Source organism: Pseudomonas sp. BT76 TE3572, from assembly GCF_050435365.1.
Taxonomy (GTDB): domain Bacteria; phylum Pseudomonadota; class Gammaproteobacteria; order Pseudomonadales; family Pseudomonadaceae; genus Aquipseudomonas; species Aquipseudomonas fluorescens_W.
On the sequence record NZ_JBNDKE010000001.1, the window covers coordinates 4,832,961 to 4,856,737 of the forward strand.

General features: G+C 58.3%; 21 protein-coding genes and 1 pseudogene. 18 read left to right on the plus strand and 4 right to left on the minus strand.

Annotated features, from left to right (window positions below):
- Nucleotides 1-143: 143 nt before the first annotated feature.
- The 9 genes from ABH912_RS21890 (at nucleotide 144) to ABH912_RS21930 (ending at nucleotide 9,008) form a co-directional block, all read left to right on the plus strand.
- Complete coding sequence (locus ABH912_RS21890; protein ID WP_033060600.1) at nucleotides 144-1,478, plus strand: OprD family porin; 1,335 nt, start codon at nucleotides 144-146, stop codon at nucleotides 1,476-1,478.
- 353 nt (nucleotides 1,479-1,831) lie between these two features.
- Complete coding sequence (locus ABH912_RS21895) at nucleotides 1,832-3,193, plus strand: OprD family porin (protein ID WP_429511638.1); 1,362 nt, start codon at nucleotides 1,832-1,834, stop codon at nucleotides 3,191-3,193.
- 295 nt (nucleotides 3,194-3,488) lie between these two features.
- Entirely contained in the window at nucleotides 3,489-4,127 is a 639-nt protein-coding gene (locus ABH912_RS21900; protein ID WP_046053759.1) for a peroxiredoxin, read from the plus strand.
- A gap of 207 nt (nucleotides 4,128-4,334) precedes the next feature.
- Complete coding sequence (gene ssuE, locus ABH912_RS21905) at nucleotides 4,335-4,928, plus strand: NADPH-dependent FMN reductase (protein WP_008150435.1); 594 nt, start codon at nucleotides 4,335-4,337, stop codon at nucleotides 4,926-4,928.
- 98 nt (nucleotides 4,929-5,026) lie between these two features.
- A complete protein-coding gene (locus tag ABH912_RS21910; protein ID WP_033060595.1) occupies nucleotides 5,027-5,992 on the plus strand; it encodes a sulfonate ABC transporter substrate-binding protein in 966 nt (321 codons plus the stop codon).
- A gap of 25 nt (nucleotides 5,993-6,017) precedes the next feature.
- On the plus strand, nucleotides 6,018-7,166 hold the full coding sequence (gene ssuD / locus ABH912_RS21915) for an FMNH2-dependent alkanesulfonate monooxygenase (protein WP_154856029.1): 1,149 nt from the start codon (nucleotides 6,018-6,020) through the stop codon (nucleotides 7,164-7,166).
- Nucleotides 7,167-7,174: 8 nt separating this feature from the next.
- A complete protein-coding gene (ssuC, locus tag ABH912_RS21920) occupies nucleotides 7,175-7,957 on the plus strand; it encodes an aliphatic sulfonate ABC transporter permease SsuC (RefSeq protein WP_033060593.1) in 783 nt (260 codons plus the stop codon).
- Nucleotides 7,954-8,760, plus strand: coding sequence for an aliphatic sulfonates ABC transporter ATP-binding protein (gene ssuB, locus ABH912_RS21925; RefSeq protein ID WP_033060592.1), 807 nt, complete (start codon nucleotides 7,954-7,956; stop codon nucleotides 8,758-8,760). Before ssuC ends, ssuB begins: the two co-directional genes overlap by 4 nt.
- A gap of 32 nt (nucleotides 8,761-8,792) precedes the next feature.
- Nucleotides 8,793-9,008, plus strand: a complete 216-nt coding sequence (locus ABH912_RS21930; protein WP_003229256.1) for a TOBE domain-containing protein — start codon at nucleotides 8,793-8,795, stop codon at nucleotides 9,006-9,008.
- A 63-nt stretch (nucleotides 9,009-9,071) separates the two neighbouring features.
- Here ABH912_RS21930 and ABH912_RS21935 read toward each other — a convergent pair whose 3' ends face one another.
- The 3 genes from ABH912_RS21935 to ABH912_RS21945 all read right to left on the minus strand — a co-directional run bounded on the left by ABH912_RS21935 (nucleotide 9,072) and on the right by ABH912_RS21945 (nucleotide 12,143).
- A complete protein-coding gene (locus ABH912_RS21935; RefSeq protein ID WP_033060590.1) occupies nucleotides 9,072-9,836 on the minus strand; it encodes a hypothetical protein in 765 nt (254 codons plus the stop codon).
- A 15-nt stretch (nucleotides 9,837-9,851) separates the two neighbouring features.
- Complete coding sequence (locus ABH912_RS21940; RefSeq protein WP_429511639.1) at nucleotides 9,852-10,484, minus strand: TetR/AcrR family transcriptional regulator; 633 nt, start codon at nucleotides 10,482-10,484, stop codon at nucleotides 9,852-9,854.
- A gap of 282 nt (nucleotides 10,485-10,766) precedes the next feature.
- A complete protein-coding gene (locus ABH912_RS21945; RefSeq protein WP_033060587.1) occupies nucleotides 10,767-12,143 on the minus strand; it encodes a glutamine synthetase family protein in 1,377 nt (458 codons plus the stop codon).
- A 278-nt stretch (nucleotides 12,144-12,421) separates the two neighbouring features.
- Between ABH912_RS21945 and ABH912_RS21950 the strand changes: the two genes are divergently transcribed.
- The 9 genes and pseudogenes from ABH912_RS21950 to ABH912_RS21990 all read left to right on the plus strand — a co-directional run bounded on the left by ABH912_RS21950 (nucleotide 12,422) and on the right by ABH912_RS21990 (nucleotide 22,892).
- A complete protein-coding gene (locus ABH912_RS21950; RefSeq protein WP_429511640.1) occupies nucleotides 12,422-13,198 on the plus strand; it encodes a gamma-glutamyl-gamma-aminobutyrate hydrolase family protein in 777 nt (258 codons plus the stop codon).
- A gap of 37 nt (nucleotides 13,199-13,235) precedes the next feature.
- The gene (locus ABH912_RS21955) at nucleotides 13,236-14,594 is read left to right on the plus strand and encodes a glutamine synthetase family protein (protein ID WP_033060583.1); all 1,359 of its coding nucleotides are present in this window, start codon (nucleotides 13,236-13,238) and stop codon (nucleotides 14,592-14,594) included.
- A gap of 60 nt (nucleotides 14,595-14,654) precedes the next feature.
- Entirely contained in the window at nucleotides 14,655-16,019 is a 1,365-nt protein-coding gene (locus ABH912_RS21960; RefSeq protein WP_429511641.1) for an aspartate aminotransferase family protein, read from the plus strand.
- Nucleotides 16,020-16,188: 169 nt separating this feature from the next.
- Nucleotides 16,189-17,301, plus strand: a complete 1,113-nt coding sequence (locus ABH912_RS21965; RefSeq protein ID WP_033060580.1) for a polyamine ABC transporter substrate-binding protein — start codon at nucleotides 16,189-16,191, stop codon at nucleotides 17,299-17,301.
- Nucleotides 17,302-17,541: 240 nt separating this feature from the next.
- On the plus strand, nucleotides 17,542-18,639 hold the full coding sequence (locus ABH912_RS21970) for a polyamine ABC transporter substrate-binding protein (RefSeq protein ID WP_033060579.1): 1,098 nt from the start codon (nucleotides 17,542-17,544) through the stop codon (nucleotides 18,637-18,639).
- 72 nt (nucleotides 18,640-18,711) lie between these two features.
- Nucleotides 18,712-19,854 (plus strand): ABC transporter ATP-binding protein, encoded by a 1,143-nt coding sequence (locus ABH912_RS21975; protein ID WP_309674364.1) that lies wholly within the window; start codon nucleotides 18,712-18,714, stop codon nucleotides 19,852-19,854.
- Nucleotides 19,851-20,771 carry an ABC transporter permease subunit gene (locus ABH912_RS21980; RefSeq protein ID WP_033060577.1) on the plus strand — a complete coding sequence of 307 codons (921 nt, stop codon included), beginning with the start codon at nucleotides 19,851-19,853 and terminating at the stop codon, nucleotides 20,769-20,771. The genes ABH912_RS21975 and ABH912_RS21980 overlap by 4 nt, the downstream gene beginning before the upstream one ends.
- Complete coding sequence (locus tag ABH912_RS21985) at nucleotides 20,768-21,661, plus strand: ABC transporter permease subunit (RefSeq protein ID WP_033060575.1); 894 nt, start codon at nucleotides 20,768-20,770, stop codon at nucleotides 21,659-21,661. The genes ABH912_RS21980 and ABH912_RS21985 overlap by 4 nt, the downstream gene beginning before the upstream one ends.
- A gap of 269 nt (nucleotides 21,662-21,930) precedes the next feature.
- Nucleotides 21,931-22,892: pseudogene (locus ABH912_RS21990) on the plus strand (IS110 family transposase).
- 17 nt (nucleotides 22,893-22,909) lie between these two features.
- On the opposite strand, the gene ABH912_RS21995 reads toward ABH912_RS21990, so the two are convergent.
- Entirely contained in the window at nucleotides 22,910-23,551 is a 642-nt protein-coding gene (locus tag ABH912_RS21995; RefSeq protein WP_429511642.1) for an HD domain-containing protein, read from the minus strand.
- Between the last annotated feature and the right edge of the window lie 226 nt (nucleotides 23,552-23,777).

The window sequence follows — 23,777 nt, forward strand, 5'->3', positions numbered from 1 at the left end:
TTGGGGATTAGACCATGGTCGTAGACACACAAAGTTACGATTGACTTGTGGGTCACGGTCTGGCGCTAATCGCGCATCTTAGGATCCGAGGCAATTAACCCCGGACCAGGAACACAAGAATTAGAAACGATAGGAGCGAAACAATGAACAAGTCGACCTTGGCTCTGGCCGTGGCGGTAGGGGTTTTGGCGCAGCAGGCAGGCGCCGCGGGTTTCCTGGAAGACAGCAAGGCTTCCGTCAGTTCTCGCACCATGTATTTCAACAACGATAACCGAGAAGGCGGCGCGGATCAGAGAGAGACCGCTGAAGGCCTCAAGTTCGATTATCTGTCCGGTTTCACCCAAGGTACTGTCGGCTTCGGTATCGACGCCCAGGCCCTCGTGGGTATCCATCTGGACGGCGGCAAGGGTCACCACCCAGCCCTCAACAACACATTCTTCCCAAGCGACACCGATGGTTCGGCCGTGGACGAGTGGAGCCGCGCGGCAGCCAACGTCAAGGCGCGCTTCTCGAAGACTGAAGCCCACCTGGGTGGCGCTCTGCAACCGAACATGCCGATCCTGGTAGCGAACGACAGCCGCCTGCTGCCACAGACCTTTGACGGTGGCACCATCACCTCGAAGGAAATCGACAACGTGACCCTCAACGCGGGTCAGTTGGAACACTCGGCGGGTCGTGCCTCTTCAAACTCCACCGGCCTGGCCGTGGCTGGCGGTACTCAGGACAGCAATCAGTTCCGTTACGCCGGTGCTGACTGGAAGGTCACCAAAGACCTGACCCTGCAGTACTACCACTCGAATCTGAAGGATTACTACAAACAGGACTTCCTTGGCCTGATCCACGTTTTCCCGATCGACGCCAACCAGTCCTTCAAGACAGACCTGCGCTATTTTGACAGCAGCTCCATTGGCAAAAATGGCGACGCCGGCTACCGCTTCAACAACAACAACGGTTTTGCCAGGACCCCGGGCGAGGTCGATAACAAGACCTGGAGCGCCATGTTCACCTACACCCTGGGTGGCAACGCCTTCTTGCTCGGTCACCAGCGTGTCAGCGATGACGGCGGTTTCGTCTACCTGAACCAGGGCAACGTTGTTGATGGCAATGGTCGTCCGGAAGCGAACGGAGGCGCGAGCTTCTACCTGTTCACCGATGCCATGATTAACGGTTTTGTCCGTGCCGGTGAAAACACCACCTTCGGCCAGTACTCCTATGACTTCGCTGCGCTGGGTGTGCCAGGCCTGAAAACCTCGATTGCCTACCTGCACGGCGACGACATCAAAGCAACGAACGGCAGTGGTCCTGATTCGTCTGAGTGGGAACGCGACATGCGGATCGACTACACCATCCAGCAGGGCACCCTCAAAGGTTTCGGTGTGACGTTGCGTAACGGTGTCTATCGCGGCAGTGAAGTCTCCAACAACCCTGATGTCGACCAGACCCGTCTGATCTTCAACTACACCTACAGCTTCTTGTAATAGCCGTCTGAAAAAGCCTCGCCCCCCGGCGAGGTTTTTTTTTGTGTTTTTTCAATATTCCAATTAAAGCTTACTTAGTAATTTTTTATTCTTTTTAGCTTTTAAGCCGAACGCCTAAAGTGGGTGGCTTACGAGCCGATACCTTGGTCCCGACTCAGAGTAATAGCGCGAAGCTATATTCCTGAATGGCATGAAAAATGATGAAATAATTCTTTTTGTGTTTATCATGCGGGCAAAAATCACAGGGGGCAGGCCATCGCCGTTGTCACACGGTCTGGCACTCACCGAGCACTTAAGGATCCAGGGCATTCGACCCAGGACCTCAAAAATTAGAAACGATAGGAGCGAAACAAATGAACAAGTCCACCTTGGCCCTGGCTGTGGCCGTAGGGGTTTTGGCGCAGCAGGCAGGCGCCGCCGGTTTCATCGAAGACAGCAAAGCTACTTTGGGGCTGCGTAACTTCTACATCAACACGGATTACCGTGACGGCACTGCCGAGCCAAGCAAAAACGAAGAGTGGGGCCAAGGCTTCGATCTGCGCTTCACTTCCGGTTATACCCAAGGCACTGTCGGCTTCGGTATCGACGCCATCGGCCTGCTGGGTGTACGTCTGGATTCGGGCGGCGGCACCAATGGCAACGTTAACGCCAATGGCACCCCTGGTAGCGCTTATGGCGGCACTGTTTTCCCAAGCGAGTCCAACGGCCAAGCGGTGGATAACTTCTCCAGCCTGGGCCTGACTGCCAAAGCCAAGATCTCCCAGACCGAACTGAAGCTGGGTACCCTGCAGCCGAAGAACCCGGTCATCGTGACCAACGACGGTCGTCTGCTGCCACAAACCTTCCAGGGTGGCCAGATCACTTCGGGCGAGATCAAGGACCTTACACTGGTCGGCGGTCAGATCGAGCACGCCAAAGGTCGTAACTCCAGCAACAACGAAGAGTTGTCGATCGCTGGTGCGAACTCGCGCGGTACTAAATTCCGTGACAGCAACAAGTTCATCTACGGTGGCGGTGACTACAAAATCACCAAAGACCTGACTGCCCAGTACTACTACGGCAACCTGGAAGATTTCTACAAGCAGCACTTCCTGGGTCTGCTTCACAACTGGGCAATCGGCCCGGGCGTTCTGAAATCCGACCTGCGCTACTTCAACAGCCGGGATGACGGTGCCAACGGTCACGACGCCAACTACTTCACCTCTGGCAATTACAATGCGCCAAGCGGTAAAGGCAAGGTCGACAACAACCTGTATAGCGGGCTGTTCCTGTATACCGTTGCCGGCCACACCTTCGGCGGCGGCTATCAGGTCAGCAACGGCAGCAGTGACTTCCCTTACTTGAACCAGGGTGACGGCGCTTCGGCTTACCTGACTACCGACATGCAGATCCAGAAGTTCGCCCGTGCCGGCGAGCGCACTTGGCAAGCACGCTACTCGTATGACTTTGCCAAGGTCGGTGTACCAGGTCTGACGGCCGGTGTGGTCTACCTGAAAGGTGATGAAATCGATACCGTCAACTCTCGCGGTGGCGAATTGGCGAACGGTGCTTCCGAGTGGGAACGCGACCTGACTCTGGCTTACGTCGTACAAGAAGGCGCGCTGAAAAACCTTGGTGTCACGTGGAAAAACGCTATGTGGCGTACCGATCTGCCGAACACTCGTTCGCAGGACGAAAACCGTCTGATCGTCAGCTACTCGATCCCGCTGCTGTAATAGCGCTCGCGTAACCGCTGACAAAAAAGCCCCGCCCGGCATCTCGCCGGGCGGGGCTTTTGCGTTTTCAAGTCAGGCTCACCCCCGTAAACCCGCCTCGAAATTTCCCTCTCTGTGCAGCAACTCAAGGCCTTCTCGAACCTTGTGAGCGATAGTCGTCCTGACCGCCGCCAAGGTCCAGTGAACACATTTTTAATATTCGTTTACGATCTAAATAAATCGATATTTATTCTTTTTAATGAATAAGAAATGCAGGCACAGTTGACCCCGACAAGCACTCACCAGGAGCAGCACCATGAGCCTCAGACTGGGCGATATCGCCCCCGACTTTGAACAGGATTCCAGCGCCGGCACCCTCCGTTTCCACGAATGGCTGGGCGATAGCTGGGGCGTGCTGTTTTCCCATCCGGCGGACTTCACTCCGGTGTGCACCACCGAGTTGGGCTTCACTGCCAAGCTCAAGGACGAGTTTGCGCAGCGCGGTGTGAAAGCCATTGCCCTGTCCGTGGACCCGGTGGACTCGCACCACAAGTGGATCGAAGACATCAACGAAACCCAGAACACCCTCGTCAACTTCCCGATCCTTGCCGACGCCGACCGCAAGGTCTCGGACCTCTACGACCTGATCCACCCGAACGCCAACGACACCCTGACTGTGCGTTCGCTGTTCGTGATCGACCCGAACAAAAAGGTTCGGCTGACCATTACCTACCCGGCGAGCACCGGCCGTAACTTCCATGAAATCCTGCGGGTTATTGACTCGCTGCAACTCACCGACAACTACAAGGTGGCCACCCCGGCCAACTGGCAGGACGGTGATGAAGTAGTGATCGTGCCGTCGCTCAAGGACGAAGACGAAATCAACAAACGCTTTCCCAAGGGCTATCGCGCAGTGAAGCCGTACCTGCGTCTGACGCCGCAACCAAATCGTTGACGGACGATCGTTCCCACAAAGCAGGGGATTTCAGGCCGTTTTTACGGCCTGTTTTTTTGCCCGGGAAAAGCCATTTCATATAGATCCGTAAAGAATAACCAAATGAATAAATATGATTTATGGATATAACAATCACCTGTTAAGGTCACTTCCATCAAAGCGAGATCGCAAACCGCGAATCGCCAACACCGTTCAAGGAATTGTCGAATGCTGGTTGTCTCACTCGGTGGCAGTCCCAGCCAACGCTCCCGTTCCGGGGTGCTGCTGGAGCGCTCCCAACGCTGGTTGCAGGAGCAAGGTGTGGAAGTGGTGAGTTACCAGGTACGGGACTTCCCGGCCGAAGACTTGCTGCATGCACGCTTCGACAGCCCGAAGGTGATCGACCTGCTGCAACAGATTGAAAACGCCGATGGCCTGCTGATTGCCACGCCGGTCTACAAAGCGTCGTTCTCCGGTGCATTGAAAACCGTGCTGGACCTGCTGCCCGAGCGTGCCCTGGCCCACAAAGTGGTTTTGCCAATGGCTACCGGCGGCAGCATCGCTCACATGTTGGCGGTGGATTACGCGCTCAAGCCGGTGCTGTCGGCGTTGAAAGCCCAGGAAATGCTCCACGGGATTTTCGCCGTGGACAGCCAGATCGCTTACGGCGAAGGCAGCGTCCAGGCGCAGCTGGCACCGGAGCTGGAAGAAAGACTGAATGAATCACTGGAGCTGTTTTTCAGCGCCATGGCCCGACGGCCCAAGCCGATCGATCCGAACCTGTTGAATGAACGTTTGTTGAGTGCTCGCTGGAGCATTTAAGCCTCATAAGCCTCACCCGAAATTGATGTACTGGCCTTACTCGCCCGCTAACGGGCAAGCAGGTGCAGCCAAAACCTAACTGCAAAAAGGAGAGCGCCATGCGCACTGTCATTTTGCGTCGTGGTCTGGTCGCTCTGTTTGCTGCGGCTGTAACCTTCGGCGCCATTACTCAAGCTCAAGCCGAGACTCTTCGAATCGGTTATCAAAAGTACGGCACCCTGGTGCTGCTCAAAGCCAAAGGCACACTCGAAAAACGCCTCGCCGCCCAAGGCGTGGACGTGCAATGGACTGAATTCCCCGGCGGTCCGCAACTGCTCGAAGGCCTGAACGTCGGCTCCATCGACTTCGGCGTTACGGGTGAAACGCCACCGGTATTCGCTCAAGCAGCCGGCGCCGATCTGCTCTATGTCGCCTACGAACCGCCAGCACCGCACAGTGAGGCGATCCTGGTGCCGAAGGACTCGCCGATCAAATCGGTGCAGGACCTCAAGGGCAAGAAAGTCGTCCTGAACAAAGGCTCCAACGTTCACTACCTGTTGGTCCGCGCACTGGAAGATGCCGGCCTCAAATACACCGACATCCAGACCGTATTCCTGCCGCCGGCCGATGCCCGCGCTGCGTTCGAACGTGGCAGCGTCGATGCCTGGGTGATCTGGGACCCGTACCAGGCTGCCGCCGAACAGCAATTGCAAGCACGCACCCTGCGTGATGGCCAAGGCATCGTCGACAACCATCAGTTCTACCTCGCGACCAAGCCTTATGCGCAGAAAAATCCTGAGGTGATCAAGACCCTCGTGGAAGAAGTGCGCGCAGTCGGCGAATGGTCCAAGGCCAATCCCGAAGACGTGACCCAACAAGTCTCGCCACTGCTCGGCCTGCCGGCGGACATCACCCTGACTGCGGTGAAACGCCAAGGCTACGGGGCGCTGTTGCTCACGCCTGAAGTGGTCGCCGCGCAACAGAAAATCGCCGACAGCTTCTACCAGCTCAAGCTGATTCCAAAGCCGCTGAGCATCAAAGACGTGATCTGGACGCCTCCGGCGGCCGTTGCCAAAGCTCAGTAATTCGAATCCCTAAGGAGACCACTCCATGAGCCTCAATATCTTCTGGTTCCTGCCTACCCACGGCGACGGCCATTACCTTGGCACCGCCGAAGGCGCTCGCGCCGTCGATCACGGTTATCTGCAACAAGTCGCGCAAGCGGCGGATCGACTTGGCTTCGGCGGGGTGCTGATTCCTACCGGGCGCTCTTGCGAAGATTCGTGGCTGGTGGCCGCGTCGCTGATCCCGGTGACCCAGCGTTTGAAATTCCTCGTCGCCCTGCGCCCCGGGATCATTTCCCCGACGGTGGCAGCGCGTCAGGCCGCAACGCTGGATCGCCTGTCCGGCGGCCGCGCGTTGTTCAACCTGGTAACCGGCGGTGATCCGGAAGAATTGGCCGGCGACGGTTTGTTCCTGACTCACGAAGAACGCTATCAAGCCTCGGTGGAATTCACCCGCATCTGGCGCCGCGTGCTGGAAGGCGAAACCGTCGATTACGACGGTCAGCACATCAGCGTGAAGGGTGCCAAATTGCTCTACCCGCCGATCCAGCAACCGCGTCCGCCGCTGTACTTCGGCGGTTCTTCGGAAGCGGCGCAAGACCTCGCGGCAGAGCAAGTTGAAATGGTCCTGACCTGGGGCGAACCTCCGGCCGCCGTTGCCGAGAAGATCGAACAAGTACGCGCCAAAGCCGCGAAGCTCGGGCGCACCGTGCGCTTCGGTATTCGTTTGCATGTGATCGTTCGTGAAACCAATGCCGAAGCCTGGCAAGCGGCGGATCGGCTGATCTCTCATCTGGATGACGAAACCATCGCTCGTGCCCAAGCCTCGCTGGCGCGCTTCGACTCGGTCGGTCAGCAACGCATGGCCGCGCTGCACGGCGGCAGCCGTGACAACCTCGAAGTCAGCCCCAACCTGTGGGCCGGTGTCGGTCTGGTGCGCGGTGGGGCCGGCACAGCGTTGGTGGGCGACGGTCCGACCGTGGCCGCCCGCGTGAAGGAATACGCGGACTTGGGCATCGACACGTTCATCTTCTCCGGTTACCCGCATCTGGAAGAGTCTTACCGCGTCGCCGAACTGCTGTTCCCACACCTCGATATCGAGCGTCCGGAATTGCCGAAAAGCGCCGGTTACGTCAGCCCGTTTGGTGAGATGGTCGCCAACGACATCCTCCCCAAAGCCGCGTCGCAGAGCTGAGGCGCGCCATGAAGAAACTTATCCATAGCCTCGCGCCTTGGGCGTTACCGGTGCTGCTGTTGGCGGTGTGGCAGTTGTCGGTGTCGGCGGGCTGGTTGTCGACACGGATTCTGCCGGCGCCAATCGCCGTCATCGAAGCCGGCGTCAGCCTGGTGCGCAGCGGTGAAATCTGGACGCACCTGGCGATCAGCGGCTGGCGTGCAGCGCTGGGCTTCGCCATTGGCGGCAGCATCGGCCTGACCTTGGGTTTCATCACCGGCCTGTCGAAATGGGGCGAGCGTCTGCTCGACAGTTCGGTGCAGATGATCCGCAACGTGCCGCACCTGGCGCTGATTCCACTGGTGATCCTGTGGTTCGGCATCGACGAGTCGGCGAAGATTTTCCTGGTGGCGTTGGGCACGTTGTTCCCGATCTACCTCAACACCTATCACGGCATCCGCAACGTCGATCCGGCGCTGGTGGAAATGTCCCGCAGTTATGGCTTGTCCGGTTTCAGCCTGTTCCGTCAGGTGATTCTGCCGGGGGCGCTGCCTTCGATTCTGGTCGGCGTGCGGTTTGCGCTGGGCTTCATGTGGCTGACGTTGATCGTCGCGGAAACCATTTCCGCCAGCTCCGGCATTGGCTACCTGGCGATGAATGCCCGGGAGTTCTTGCAAACCGACGTGGTGGTACTGGCGATTCTTTTGTACGCCGTGCTCGGCAAACTCGCCGACCTCGCGGCCCGCGGACTTGAGCGCGTGTGGTTGCGCTGGCACCCGGCCTATCAGGTAGTTAAAGGAGGTGCGGCATGACGGCTCAACAACCTCCACGCCTGCTGCGCGGGATTCCGCTGGTGGTGCGCAAACTGCAAAAAACCTTCGGCGCGCGGCAAGTGCTGCGTGAGATCGATCTGCACATTCCGGCCGGTCAGTTTGTCGCCGTGGTTGGTCGTAGTGGCTGCGGCAAAAGTACCTTGCTGCGCTTGCTCGCCGGTCTCGACAAACCCACGGGCGGTGAATTGCTCGCAGGTTCCGCGCCGCTCAGTGAGGCGCGGGAAGACACCCGATTGATGTTCCAGGAAGCGCGTTTGCTGCCATGGAAAAAGGTCATCGACAACGTCGGCCTCGGGCTCAAGGGCAACTGGCGTCCGCAAGCGCTGGAAGCGTTGGAGTCGGTCGGTCTGGCCGACCGCGCCAATGAATGGCCGGCCGCCTTGTCCGGTGGCCAGAAGCAACGTGTGGCGCTGGCCCGCGCGCTGATCCATCAACCGCGTTTGCTGTTGCTGGACGAACCGCTGGGCGCACTGGACGCACTGACCCGAATTGAAATGCAGCAGCTGATCGAACGGCTCTGGCAGAAGCACGGTTTCACCGTGTTGCTGGTCACCCACGATGTCAGTGAAGCGGTGGCGATTGCCGACCGGGTGATCCTGATCGAAGAGGGCGAAGTCGGCCTCGACCTGCACGTTGAGCTGCCGCGCCCTCGGGTTCGTGGCTCCCATCGGCTGGCGGCGCTGGAAACCGAAGTCCTCAATCGCGTGCTGGCGTTGCCCGGCGAACCGCCGGCACCGGAACCTGTTTCACCATTGCCCACGCAATTGCGTTGGGCTCAATAACTCAAGCCTTATCCACGACGGGAATCAACACCATGACTATCAAAGCCATCAACGTTCGTAACCAGTTCAAAGGCTCCATCAAGGAAATCGTACTCGGCGACGTACTGTCCGAGATCGACGTGCAGACCGCTTCCGGCATCGTCACCTCGGTGATCACCACTCGTTCGGTGAAAGAGCTGGAACTGGTGGTCGGCAGCGAAGTGATCGCGTTTGTGAAATCCACCGAGGTGTCGATCGCCAAGTTGTAAGCGCGTGCATTGCGCACAACCCCGAAGGGTGTGAACCCTTCGGGGTTTTTTATGCACGGGTGTTCAGGGCTCGGGCGCGCAGCGCCAACCGGCGGCGGGCGCGTAGGTGCCGAGTGAAGACAGCAGGCGTGGGTCGCTGAATAGTTCGCTGGCGTGCGGATCGATGTCAGCCGACAACAAGGGTTGGCCGACCTGCCCAGGCAGTGTGGAGTAGTCGATGTGCCACGGGTTTTTCCCGCCGTGGTGGCGACCGAACGAGAGTTCGCAGGCAAGCTGTTGCGGTGCGGTTGCCGCATCGATGTGTTCACGCAAATGGCCGCCTGGATTCAGCGCAACGGCACGGCTGGCGGCGAACAGAAAGTAGTCACCGGCCAGCACCAGGCAGGCCACGCGCGCTGGATCATCGACCGCCTGCAACCACTGGCCGCGACAGGTGCCGCGAGAGTCCGGCAGCCGCTCCCAGATCTCGTAGTAACTGTCGTCCAGGGCTGTTTCGACCAGGCGCTCGCTGGTTTCAAAGTGCATGCGCCCGATGTCTTCTTCGGTGCTGACCGGTTGGTAGTCGAGTTTGCGATGCCACTGGCAAATGTCGCCGTTGACTTCGGTTACGCCGGCGAAGCCTTTTTGCTCGCTCAGGGTCAGCCAATCAGCGTGATTCAGTTGTTCCAGCGACAAGGCTGGAAGCGGGACAGGCGGGATACGCAGGTCGGCAAACAAGCGTGGGGTCTGCAGCCAGAAAACCGCTGTTTCGCTGTCGACGCGCCCCGACTGGAATTTGATCAGGCGTCGTTGCCACACGCCAAGGTAGTTGTCTGGAACGTGTGCCATGAACACCTCGTTGCGTTACACGCCGCGCTTGGGCAGGTAGGGCGGCAAATACAGGCCCAGATAGGCGTCAAATACCCGCATGCCTTCTTCGGCCATGCGAGGGGTGATCTGCCCGTGTTGTTGCACCGAGCGCGCATAGACGCGGTCGCCGAGCTCCATGGCCAACGCAAACACATCAACGTCCGTCGGCAGTCTCGGCAGCTCGAAGTGGTGGTCGAAGAGTTTGTGCATCAGGTCGCCGAGTTCGATGTCGTGCTGACGGTCGGCCTGGGTGACTTCGGTCAGTCCGTGCTGCGCGAGGATCAGTTGGCGGGCTGCGGCATCTTCGTCGTAGATGTCGAGCATGCGTTGTTCCACCAGTCGCGACAGATCGCGCCAGCCGTTCAGGGCTTCGTGATCGATAGGCGCTTGCAGGCAGGCGCGGAACGCCGCGTGGACGTCGGCCGTCAGGGCTTCGAGCAGCGCCGGGACGCTGGCAAAGAAGTGGTAGACGGAGGAGGGCGGGATTTCCGCGCGTTCGGCGACGCTATAGATCGACAGACTGGCCACGCCCTCGGCCGCCAGCAGCGTGCGGGCGGCATCGAGTATTGAATCGATCCGGGCCTGGCTGCGGGCGCGGGGTTTGCGTGGGGTGGCGAGTCGGGTCATGGGTGTCTCCTGCGGGGCAGCGGGCATTGTACGCAGAGCAGGCCAATGTTCCATATCCCCTGTGGTGCCTGCAGTCCCCTGTGGCGAGGGAGCTTGCTCCCGCTGGAGGCCGAAGGACTCCTTTAATCCGAAATGCGGTTCTGTCAGGCACACCGCATCGATCGGTTTGGGATCGCTTCGCGACCCAGCGGGAGCAAGCTCCCTCGCCACAGGGTTTGATGTCAGCCATAAAAAAACGCCGCAAGCCTTATCAGCCTGCGGCGTTGTTTTTACTGCAACCGCTTACACGGTATGCAGGTACCAGTTGTACTCGAGGTCGGAGATGGAGTGTTCGAACTCCTCCAGCTCGCTCTCTTTACAGGCGACGAAGATATCGATGTATTTCGGATCGATGTACTTGGCCATGACTTCGCTGTCGTCCAGCTCACGCAATGCATCGCGCAGGTTGTTCGGCAGGCTTTGCTCGTTCTGCTCGTAGGAGTTGCCTTCCACGGGTGCGCCAGGCTCGATCTTGTTGACCAGACCGTGGTGCACGCCTGCCAGGACCGAAGCCATCAGCAGGTACGGGTTGGCATCGGCGCCGGCAACGCGGTGTTCCAGACGGACCGCGTCGGCGGAACCCGTTGGTACACGCACCGCAACAGTACGGTTGTCCAGGCCCCAGCACGGAGCATTCGGCACGTAGAACTGTGCGCCGAAACGACGGTAGGAGTTGACGTTCGGGCAGAGGAAAGCCATCTGCGCCGGTAGGGTCTCGAGCACACCGCCGATCGCGTGACGCAGTGCGGCGTTCTGCTCGGGATCCTCACTGGCAAAAATGTTTTTGCCTTCTTTATCAAGAATCGAGATGTGGACGTGCAGACCGTTGCCCGCCTGGCCCGGGTAAGGCTTGGCCATGAAGGTGGTGTCCATTTCATGGTCGTAGGCGATGTTTTTGATCAGACGCTTGAGCAGGACCGCGTAGTCGCAGGCCTTGATCGGGTCGGCCACGTGGTGCAGGTTCACTTCGAACTGCGCCGGGGCACTTTCCTTGACGATCGCGTCGGCAGGGATGCCTTGCTCTTTCGCACCTTCCAGAATGTCCTGGAGGCAGTCGACGTATTCGTCGAGGTCGTCGATCAGGTAAACCTGTGTCGAATGCGGGCGTTTGCCGGAGATTGGCGAGCGAGGCGGTTGTGGGCGACCGTTCACGTTCTCCTGGTCGATCAGGTAGAACTCCAGTTCGAACGCGGCGCAGATGGTCAGACCCATCTCGTCGAACTTGGCAACAACTTGACGCAGTACTTCACGGGGATCCGCGAAGAAAGGTTCACCTTCGAGTTCGTGCATGGTCATTAACAGTTGCGCGGTAGGGCGCTTCTGCCAAGGCTCGTTGCACAGGGTGTCAGGGATTGGATAGCAGATTCGGTCAGCATCGCCGATGTCCAGGCCCAGGCCGGTGCTTTCCACCGTCGAGCCATTGATATCCAGAGCAAATAGAGAGGCCGGCAGGTTGATGCCTTTCTCGTAAACCTTGTGGAGGCTGGTGCGTTCAATGCGCTTGCCGCGCACCACACCATTCATATCCGCAATCAGAAGGTCAACGTACAGAACCTCAGGATGTTCCTTAAGGAACGCGTTCGCTTCGTTAAGCTGAACGGCACGCGGGGGTACCGACATGATGCAACACCTTTGTTGTTAAAAATATCAATCATTGATCTCTTCGGATTCCAGTCAACCCGAACGGCATGCCGAAGTCAAGCGAGGCCTTTTTTGCCCTAAAAAAGCACCCATGGGGCTTTTTTGAGGCACTTTGGGGCGTTTTTATGCCTTTGAGCGATTTAGCGCCTGCGGGCTTGAGCGGGCCGTGTTGTATTTTTTACGGGGGTGTTGTGTAAAAAAATGAACAAGGCTAAGCTCGATTCAAACCCATAACACCAATAATACCGGGGTGCTTCATGTCTCGCCTGCCGTTAATCGGCGTCACCGCCTGCTCTAAGCAGATCGGTCTGCATGCTTATCACATCAGTGGCGACAAGTACGTCCGCGCCGTGGCTTCGGCGGCCAAGGGCCTGCCAGTGATTCTTCCGTCCCTGGCCGATTTGCTGGCACCGTCCGATATTCTGGACGGTCTGGATGGCATTCTCTTTACGGGCTCTCCTTCCAATATAGAACCGTTTCACTATAACGGCCCAGCCAGCGCGCCGGGCACTGCTCATGATTCTGCACGCGATGCCACCACCCTCCCGTTGATCCGCGCCGCTGTCGAGGCCGGTATTCCCGTGCTCGGTATTTGCCGCGGCTTCCAGGAAATGAATGTGGCGTTCGGCGGTAGCCTGCATCAAAAAGTCCACGAAGCCGGTCCATTCATGGATCACCGTGAAGACGATAGCCTACCGCTTGAAGGACAGTATGCGCCAAGTCACCCGGTGCACATCCAACCGGGTGGTGTACTCGCAGGTCTGGGCCTGGCGAGCGAGATACACGTCAATTCGATTCATGGTCAGGGCGTTGAACGTCTGGCGCCGGGCCTTTGCGTTGAGGCCCTGGCTCCCGATGGGTTGATCGAGGCCGTCTCGGTCCCGCAGGGCAAGGGTTTTGCTTTGGGGGTGCAATGGCATCCCGAATGGCAGGTATGCTCAAACCCGGATTACCTTGCGATCTTCCAGGCATTTGGCGATGCCTGCCGTAAGCACGCATTACAACGCGACGCCGATGCGTCAAACAACGCCTGACTTATAAGAGTCAGGAAACCAAGCCTAAGAGGCATTTATGAGTAACAACCTCGACCAGCTCACCGATTGGTTGAAAGACCACAAGATCACAGAAGTCGAATGCATGGTTGGCGACTTGACGGGTATCACCCGGGGCAAGATCTCGCCGACCAACAAGTTCATTGCCGAAAAAGGCATGCGCCTGCCCGAGAGCGTTCTGTTGCAGACCGTGACCGGCGACTATGTCGAAGACGACATCTATTACGAACTGCTCGACCCGGCTGATATCGACATGATCTGCCGCCCGGACTCGAATGCTGTGTTTCTGGTGCCGTGGGCCATCGAGCCCACCGCTCAGGTGATTCACGACACCTACGACAAGCAAGGCAACCCGATCGAGCTGTCGCCGCGCAACGTGCTCAAGAAGGTACTGAAACTCTATTCCGACAAGGGCTGGCAGCCGATCGTGGCGCCAGAAATGGAGTTCTACCTGACCAAGCGCTGCGAAGACCCGGACTTCCCGCTGCAACCGCCGGTTGGCCGTTCCGGTCGCCCGGAAACCGGTCGTCAGTCTTTCTCGATCGAAGCGGCGAACGAATTCGATCCGCTGTTCGAAGACGTCTACGACTGGTGCGAATTGCAGGAGCTGGACCTCGACACGCTGATCCACGAGGACGGCACGGCGCAGATGGAAATCAACTTCCGTCACGGCGACGCCCTGTCCCTGGCCGACCAGATCCTGGTGTTCAAGCGCACCATGCGCGAAGCCGCGCTCAAGCACAACGTGGCAGCCACCTTCATGGCCAAACCCATGACCGGCGAGCCGGGCAGTGCGATGCACTTGCACCAGAGCATCATCGACATCGAGACCGGCAAGAACGTCTTCTCCAATGAAGACGGGTCCATGAGCCAGTTGTTCCTGAATCACATCGGTGGTTTGCAGAAATTGATCCCCGAGCTGTTGCCGCTGTTCGCGCCGAACGTCAACTCGTTCCGCCGCTTCCTGCCGGACACCTCGGCACCGGTGAACGTGGAGTGGGGCGAAGAGAACCGCACCGTGGGCCTGCGGGTTCCGGATGCCGGGCCGCAAAACCGTCGGGTGGAAAACCGCCTGCCGGGCGCCGACGCCAACCCGTACCTGGCGATTGCCGCGAGCCTGCTCTGCGGTTACATCGGCATGGTCGAAGGCATCAACCCGAGTGCGCCGGTGGTGGGCCGTGGCTATGAACGCCGCAACCTGCGCCTGCCACTGACCATCGAAGACGCGCTGGAACGCATGGAACACAGCGCGACGATCGAGAAATACCTGGGCAAGAAATTCATCACTGGCTACGTCGCGGTCAAGCGGGCCGAGCATGAAAACTTCAAGCGCGTGATCAGTTCGTGGGAGCGGGAGTTCCTGCTCTTCGCCGTCTGATGCGCCGGGCGCCGCCGTTGTCGGGCGGCGCTTTCACCTGATTTTTTTAAGGAGATTCGTATGACCAGCAACAATCCGCAAACCCGTGAGTGGCAAACCCTGAGCAACGATCACCACCTGGCCCCGTTCAGCGATTTCAAGCAGCTGAAAGAGAAAGGCCCGCGGATCATCACCAACGCCAAGGGCGTTTACCTCTGGGACAGCGAAGGCAACAAGATCCTCGACGGTATGGCCGGCCTGTGGTGCGTGGCGATCGGCTACGGTCGCGATGAGCTGGCCGATGCCGCCAGTAAACAAATGCGTGAACTGCCTTACTACAACCTGTTTTTCCAGACGGCTCACCCGCCGGTGCTGGAGCTGGCCAAGGCCATCTCCGACATCGCGCCAGAAGGCATGAACCACGTGTTCTTCACCGGTTCCGGTTCAGAAGGCAACGACACCATGCTGCGTATGGTTCGTCACTACTGGGCGATCAAGGGCCAGCCGAAGAAGAAAGTCATCATCAGCCGCAAGAACGGCTATCACGGTTCCACCGTGGCCGGCGCTAGCCTGGGTGGCATGACGTACATGCACGAACAAGGCGACTTGCCGATCCCGGGCATCGTCCACATCGCGCAGCCGTACTGGTTTGCTGAAGGCGGCAAGATGACGCCGGAAGAGTTCGGTATCTGGGCGGCCAATCAGCTCGAAGAGAAAATTCTGGAAGTCGGCGTGGACAACGTCGGTGCCTTTATTGCCGAGCCGATCCAGGGTGCCGGCGGCGTGATCATTCCGCCAGACACCTACTGGCCGCGCATCAAGGAAATCCTCGCCAAGTACGACATCCTGTTCGTGGCTGACGAAGTGATCTGTGGTTTCGGCCGTACCGGTGAGTGGTTCGGTACCGATTTCTACGACCTCAAACCCGACATGATGACCATCGCCAAAGGCCTGACGTCCGGCTACATCCCTATGGGTGGCTTGATCGTGCGTGACGAAGTGGTTGCGGTGCTCAACGAAGGTGGCGATTTCAACCACGGTTTCACCTATTCCGGGCACCCGGTGGCTGCTGCGGTGGCACTGGAGAACATCCGCATCCTGCGCGAAGAAAAAATTATCGAGCGCGTTCATGCAGAAACGGCACCCTATTTGCAAAAGCGTCTACGGGAACTGAGCGATCACCCGTTGGTAGGGGAAGTGCGTGGGGTGGGTCTGCTGGGGGCGATCGAGCTGGTGCAGGACAAAGCCACTCGCAAGCGTTACGAAGGCAAGGGCGCTGGCATGATTTGCCGCACCTTCTGCTTCGAGAACGGCCTGATCATGCGCGCCGTGGGCGACACCATGATCATTGCTCCGCCACTGGTGATTACACCGGCTGAAATCGATGAGTTGGTGACAAAGGCTCGCAAGTGCCTGGACCTGACCCTGAGTGCATTACAGGGCTAAGTGCTAGGCTCTGAGCGGGGCTCATGAAACTTTCGCTCAGAGCAGTCCTGAAGGGCGGCCTTTCCTTGAAAGACCGCCTCGGATCTTGCCAGACTAGCCGCGGTTCCAGTTGTCCGGGTTCGGCCGCTGAACAAAGTGGTTCAAAAAAGAAAAATTTGGAGCATTACGCATGAAGGCATTAGGAAAAAAGTTTGCTGGCAAGACTCTCCTCGCCATGTCCCTGATGGGAATGATGGCGGGTGCGGTACAGGCGGACGACAAGGTGTTGCACGTCTATAACTGGTCCGATTACATCGCGCCGGACACCATCGCGAACTTCGAGAAAGAGTCCGGGATCAAGGTGGTGTACGACGTTTTTGACAGCAACGAAACGCTGGAAGCCAAGTTGCTGGCAGGCAAGTCCGGTTACGACATCGTCGTGCCGTCGAACAACTTCCTGGCCAAGCAAATCAAGGCCGGTGTTTACCAGAAGCTGGACAAGTCCAAGCTGCCGAACTGGAAAAACCTGAACCCCGACCTGCTCAAAGCGGTATCGGTGAGCGACCCGGGCAACGAGCACGCTTTCCCGTACATGTGGGGTTCGATCGGTATCGGTTTCAACGCCGAGAAGGTCAAGGCTGCACTGGGCGCCGATGCACCTACCGATTCCTGGGACCTGATCTTCAAGCCTGAAAACGCCGCCAAGCTGAAGTCGTGCGGTATCAGCCTGCTCGATTCGCCAACCGAAATGATCCCGGTGGCACTGCATTACCTGGGCCTGCCGACCGACAGCCAGAAGAAAGAAGACATCGACAAGGCTGAAGCCTTGATCATGAAAGTTCGTCCTTCGATCGCCTACTTCCACTCGTCCAAGTACATCTCCGACCTGGCCAACGGCAACATCTGCGTGGCCGTCGGTTACTCGGGCGACATCTACCAGGCCAAGTCCCGTGCGGCTGAAGCCGGTGACAAGGTGAAAGTCAGCTACAACATTCCGAAAGAAGGTGCGGGCAGCTTCTACGACATGGTCGCCATCCCTAAAGATGCCGAAAACGTCGAAGGCGCCTATAAGTTCATGACCTACCTGCAAAAGCCGGAAGTCATGGCCGCCATCACCAACGCTGTGCGTTTCCCGAACGGTAACGCGGCCGCTACTGCACTGGTTGATAAAGACATCACCGCCGACCCAGGCATCTACCCGCCGGCTGACGTGCTGGCCAAGCTGTACGCGATTGCCGACTTGCCGGCCGCGACCCAGCGGATCCTGACTCGCAGCTGGACCAAGATCAAATCCGGTAAGTAAGTAAAACCCTGTAGCAGCTGCCGCAGGCTGCGTCCAACTGCGAAGCAGTTGTGCTGTTGAAAACGCGGGAAGGTCCTTCGGACCTTAACGCAGCCTTCGGCAGCTGCTACAGGGATCTTCATAAAGTTTGCTGGAACGGTTTTTCGAGGGTAAGTTGCGCGCCGGTTTTGTTGCCAGGCAGCCATGGCTGTCATGTAACGCTGGGCAACTTGGGCCCAACTAATTTTAGAGGACCTCCACGTGCCTGTTTTTTCTTTGTTGCGCAATGCACTGCTGGTCGGCGCCGGACTGACGCTTGCCGTTAGTGTCCAGGCCGCTGGCACTGTGCATATTTATAACTGGTCAGATTACATCGGCGAGAGCACCTTGGCCGACTTCCAGAAAGAGACCGGCATCAAACCGGTTTATGACGTCTTCGACTCCAACGAAACCCTGGAAGGCAAGTTGCTGGCCGGGCGTACCGGTTATGACGTGGTCGTGCCGTCCAACCACTTCCTTGGCAAGCAGATCAAGGCCGGAGCTTTCCAGAAACTCGACAAGTCGAAGTTGCCGAACTACTCGAACCTCGACCCCGTATTGCTCAAGCGTCTGGAACAGAACGATCCCGGTAATCTGTACGCGGTACCGTACCTGTGGGGCACCAACGGCATCGGTTACAACGTCGACAAGATCAAGGCTGTGCTGGGTGTCGACAAGATCGATTCCTGGGCTGCGGTATTCGAGCCGGAGAACATCAAGAAGCTGCACAGTTGCGGCGTGGCGTTCCTCGACTCCGCCGATGAAATGATGCCGACGGTCCTCAACTACATGGGCCTGAACGCCAACAGCACCAACCCCGAAGACTACAAAAAGGCCGAAGCCAAGTTGCTGGCGGTGCGGCCTTATGTGACGTACTTCCACTCGTCCAAATACATCGCCGATCTGGCTAACGGCGATATCTGTGTCGCGATCGGTTTCTCCGGCGACATGTTCCAGGCCAGAAACCGTGCGGCTGAAGCGAAGAAAGGCGTCAACATCGCTTACTCGATTCCAAAGGAAGGCGGTGCGCTGTGGTTCGACATGCTGGCGATTCCGAAGGATTCGGCCAACGTCAAAGAAGCCCACGCCTTCATCAACTATTTGCTGAAACCTGAGGTGATCGCCCAGGTCAGTGATTACGTCGGCTATGCCAACCCTAACCCCGGGTCGGACAAACTGATGGAACAGTCCATTCGCACCGACGAAGCGGTTTACCCACCGCAAGCAGTCCTCGACAAGACTTACGTGTCGATCGAGTTACCGCCAAACATTCAACGTTTGATGACCCGCAGCTGGACCAAGGTCAAGTCGGGTAAATAGCTTCAAGGCTCAAACTATCCAAGGTTGGCTCACCTTGAGCGAACTGCACTCTTTTTTCTGGGAGTTTCGTAAATGGCAGTTGCCTCCGGCGCCTATAAGAAAGCCCTCGAGGGCGACCAATCACCTAAACAGGTGTTGGTCAAAATCGACCGGGTCACGAAGAAGTTCGACGAGACGATTGCCGTGGACGATGTGTCCCTGGAAATCAAGAAAGGCGAGATTTTCGCCCTGCTCGGCGGTTCGGGATCGGGCAAATCCACGTTGCTGCGCATGCTCGCAGGCTTCGAACGGCCCACGGAGGGGCGCATTTTCCTCGATGGCGTAGACATCACCGACATGCCGCCGTACGAGCGGCCGATCAACATGATGTTCCAGTCCTACGCCCTGTTCCCGCACATGACCGTGGCGCAGAACATCGCCTTCGGCCTCAAGCAGGACAAGATCCCCGCCGCTGAAGTCGATGCCCGTGTCGCGGACATGCTCAAGCTGGTTCAGATGACCCAATACGCCAAGCGCAAGCCGCATCAGTTGTCCGGCGGCCAGCGTCAGCGTGTGGCCCTGGCGCGTTCCCTGGCCAAGCGACCGAAGCTGTTGCTGCTCGACGAACCGATGGGTGCTCTGGACAAGAAGCTGCGTTCGCAAATGCAGCTTGAGCTTGTCGAGATCATCGAGCGGGTCGGCGTAACCTGCGTCATGGTGACCCACGATCAGGAAGAGGCCATGACCATGGCCGAACGCATCGCGATCATGCACCTGGGCTGGATCGCCCAGATCGGCAGCCCGATCGACATCTACGAAACCCCGACCAGTCGCCTGGTCTGCGAGTTCATCGGCAACGTCAACATCTTCGACGGTGAAGTGATCGACGACGCCGAAGGCCACGCGACCATCACCTGCAAGGACCTGGACCGCCAGATTTACGTGGGCCACGGCATCAGCACCTCAGTGCAGGACAAATCCGTGACCTACGCGATCCGTCCGGAAAAACTGCTGGTGACGCCGATCATGCCGACCTGCGAATACAACTGGTCCAGCGGCAAGGTGCACGACATCGCCTACCTCGGTGGTCACTCGGTGTTCTACGTCGAACTGCCAAGCGGCAAAATCGTCCAGTCTTTCGTCGCCAACGCCGAGCGCCGTGGCCAGCGCCCAACCTGGGGTGACCAGGTTTACGTGTATTGGGAAGACGACAGCGGCGTGGTACTTCGCTCATGAACATGCGCAAATTCAAACGCCGCCTCAATCGAATAATTCCCGGTGGCCGTCAGCTGGTCATCGGGGTTCCGTTCATCTGGCTGTTCCTGTTCTTCATGTTGCCGTTCTTCATCGTCCTGAAGATCAGCTTCGCCGAAGCCGACGTGGCCATTCCGCCGTACACCGAGATCTACAGCTACCTCGACCAAAAAGTGCAGTTGCTGCTTAACCTGAGCAACTACGCGATGCTGGCCGGCGACGAGTTGTACATTGCCGCCTACCTCGGCTCGTTGAAGATGGCGCTGATCAGCACCGTCCTCTGTTTGCTGATCGGCTACCCGATGGCCTACGCCATTGCCAGTGCCCGCAAAGAGATGCAAACGGTACTCGTGCTGCTGATCATGATGCCGACCTGGACCGCGATCCTGATCCGCGTTTACGCGTGGATGGGCATCCTCAGCAACAACGGTCTGCTCAATGGTTTCCTGATGAGCATGGGCTGGATCGACGAACCGCTGCAGATCCTCAACACCAACCTCGCGGTGTACATCGGCGTTGTTTATTCGTACCTGCCGTTCATGATCCTGCCGCTCTACGCCAACCTGGTGAAACACGACAACAGCCTGCTGGAAGCCGCGTCCGACCTGGGTTCGAGCACGTTCAACAGCTTCTGGAAGATCACCATTCCACTGTCCAAGAACGGCATCGTCGCCGGTTGCATGCTGGTGTTCATTCCGGTGGTGGGCGAGTTCGTGATCCCGGAACTGCTCGGCGGTCCGGAAACCCTGATGATCGGTAAAGTGTTGTGGCAAGAGTTCTTCAACAACCGTGACTGGCCGGTGGCGTCTGCCCTGGCGGTGGTGATGCTGGCGATCCTGATTGTGCCGATCATCCTGTTCAACCGTAGCCAGGCCAAAGAAATGGAGGGCAAAGAATGAAACGCTTCCGTTTCTCAAGCTTCATGCTGATAGCAGGTTTGCTGTTCATCTACGCGCCGATGCTGATCCTGGTGATCTACTCGTTCAACGCCTCGAAACTGGTGACGGTGTGGGGCGGCTGGTCGATCAAGTGGTACGTCGGTCTGATGGACAACACCCAACTGATGGGCTCGGTGGTGCGCTCGCTGGAAATCGCCTGCTACACGGCGGTAGCGGCGGTGGTGCTGGGTACGTTGGCGGCGTTTGTGCTGACCCGTATCACCCACTTCAAGGGTCGTACGCTGTTCGGTGGCCTGGTCACCGCGCCGCTGGTGATGCCCGAAGTGATCACTGGTCTGTCGCTGTTGCTGCTGTTCGTGGCGATGGCGCAGATGATCGGCTGGCCACAGGAACGCGGCATCTTCACCATCTGGATCGCCCACACCACGTTCTGTGCGGCGTATGTGGCGGTGGTGGTCTCGGCGCGTTTGCGTGAGCTGGACCTGTCCATCGAAGAAGCGGCCATGGACCTTGGTGCGCGGCCGTGGAAGGTGTTCTTCCTGATCACCATTCCGATGATCGCGCCATCGTTGGGGGCCGGCGGCATGATGTCGTTTGCCCTGTCGCTGGATGACCTGGTGCTGGCGAGCTTCGTGTCCGGTCCGGGTTCCACGACCCTGCCGATGGAAGTGTTCTCGGCGGTGCGCCTGGGCGTGAAACCCGAGATCAACGCCGTGGCCAGTCTGATTTTGCTGGCGGTATCGCTGATGACGTTCCTGGTCTGGTTCTTCAGCCGTCGTGCCGAAGAAAGTCGCAAGCGTGCGATTCAGCAGGCGATCGAAGAAGGCGCTGCCGACTCCTGGAAACAACCGGACGTGCGTCGCGCGCAGCAGGCGCCGGAAGCGGCTTGATCCTGATGCCGGGTTGACCACAAATCCGTGGCCAACCCGAATCTAATGTGGGAGCGGGCAAGCTCGCTTGTATGTTTAGACTTGAAGGGGTGGGCGTGACTAAAAGCTCGATTCCGACTCTAGCCAGTACGGACCGTGGGAGACTTCTCGTCCCGCCCTTTCTACCCAAAGCGCCGATAAGGAATTCATCGGTAAAACCGACGATAGAGGCAAGCCAGCGCAACGGTAGACCCCGACAAGCTCTTAAACCCTAGCTCCGAGGATTCGTCATGACAATCCTTACTTCGCAGACGGTTGTTGGCATCGATATCGCCAAGGCTGAAATAGTTGTCTATCGCTCCGACCTGCAATCCACTGACGCCATCAAGAACGATCGAACAGCCCTTAAACGCTGGCTTAAAACATTGCCCGCCCAAAGCGCTATCGCCGTTGAAGCCACCAACATCTACCACCTGGACACTGTCGAGCTGGCCCATGCGATGGGTCACCAGGTCTATGTCGTGGATGCTTATCGGGTAAGCAACTATCGCCGCGGCATCGGCCAGCGCGCCAAGAACGATCCCTGCGATGCCCGTCTGCTGGCGCGCTATTTGACGAACGAACAAGACGGACTACGGATCTGGAGCCCGCCACCCAAGGCCTACACCTCGCTGAAAAGCCTGCTCCACAGACGTGCAACGCTGATCCAGAACCATGCTGGCCTGATGCTGAGCTGGGCCAATGAACCCTTGTTGAAGAAAGTGCAGGCCGCCCAGCAAAAGGCCTTCAAGCAAGCGGATCAGGCCATTCAGAAACTGCTGCGCAAGGTCAGCAAAGAGGCGGGAATTGAAGAGAATATCGACCGCTGCAAAGCCATCGAAGGTGTTGGCGAACTGACTGCAACCGGGTTGGCGACGACCTTTATGCGCGGTGATTTTGCCAATAGTGATGCGTTCATCGCGTTTCTAGGGATGGACCTTACGGTCGATGACTCCGGGAAGAAGAACGGCCCCCGGCACCTGAGCAAAAAAGGGGATCCGGAAGTACGCCGGTTGGCTTACAACGCCGCAATGGCAGCCTGTCGCTCAGCTAAATGGAAACCGTTTTACGAGTCGTATTTGGCAAGAGGCTTCTCGAAAACCCAGGCATTGGTGGCCCTTGCCCGGAAACTCTGTCGGGTGGCATTTGCCCTGATGAAAAATCAGAGCGAATACCAGCCGGCCTGAAGTTGCAGGGTTGCCCTGCAACATAGAATCTCCCACATTTTGCTTATGCCACCCAAGGCGACTTGCGGATAATCTCGACGAAGTTCATCGGTTTGAAGCCTGGCTCGCTATCCACCAGTACATCCGCGTTTACGGTGCCAAAAGTGGTGTCCGGTTTGTGCTTGAAGCCATTGGCAAACGCACACAGGATGCACTCCTTGAACCCTTCGCCACGCGGGTGGGCATGCACCACTTCTTCGCGTTGCGCGCGGGGGAACGCGGCGTAGTCGATGCCCAGCACATCCATTTCAACGCCAGCAGTCACCAGCGCCACGTTAGGCCGTAGGTGTTGCGGCACGCCCGGTGTGGTGTGCAGAGCAATCGACAGCCACACTTGCTCGATATCATCCTCGGACAAGCCGTAAGGCTTGAGGAACGCTTTGGCAGCGTTGGCGCTATCGACTTCGAAGCGCTCGTCATCAGTGCGATGACCTTCCACCAGACCCAAGTCATGGAACATCGCGCCGACGTACAACAGCTCGGGGTTGTAGGCCAGTTGCTTGCGTTCACCGCTCAAGGCGCCGAACAGAAACACCCGACGCGAGTGGTGATACAGCAGGTCTGATTCGACGTCGCGAATGTATTCCGTGGTGGCCTTGGCCAACGCGCTGTCGGGGATTTTGATACCGGCGATGGTGCTGCTCATGGTGCTGTCCTCATGGGGAACGCCGTGGCGGCGCTGATGGGATCAGTCTGTCCGCGCACCCGAAACCGGACAATCGATCCATGGCTGCGATCCTTGCCAATGAGCATGCATATCGCGCCAACCTCGCTTGTTGCGCGCGGATTGGCTAGGGTGAATAAGCTTTTGTGGCGAGGGAGCTTGCTCCCGCTGGGCTGCGCAGCGGCCCCAAAACCTGCCACACAATTAC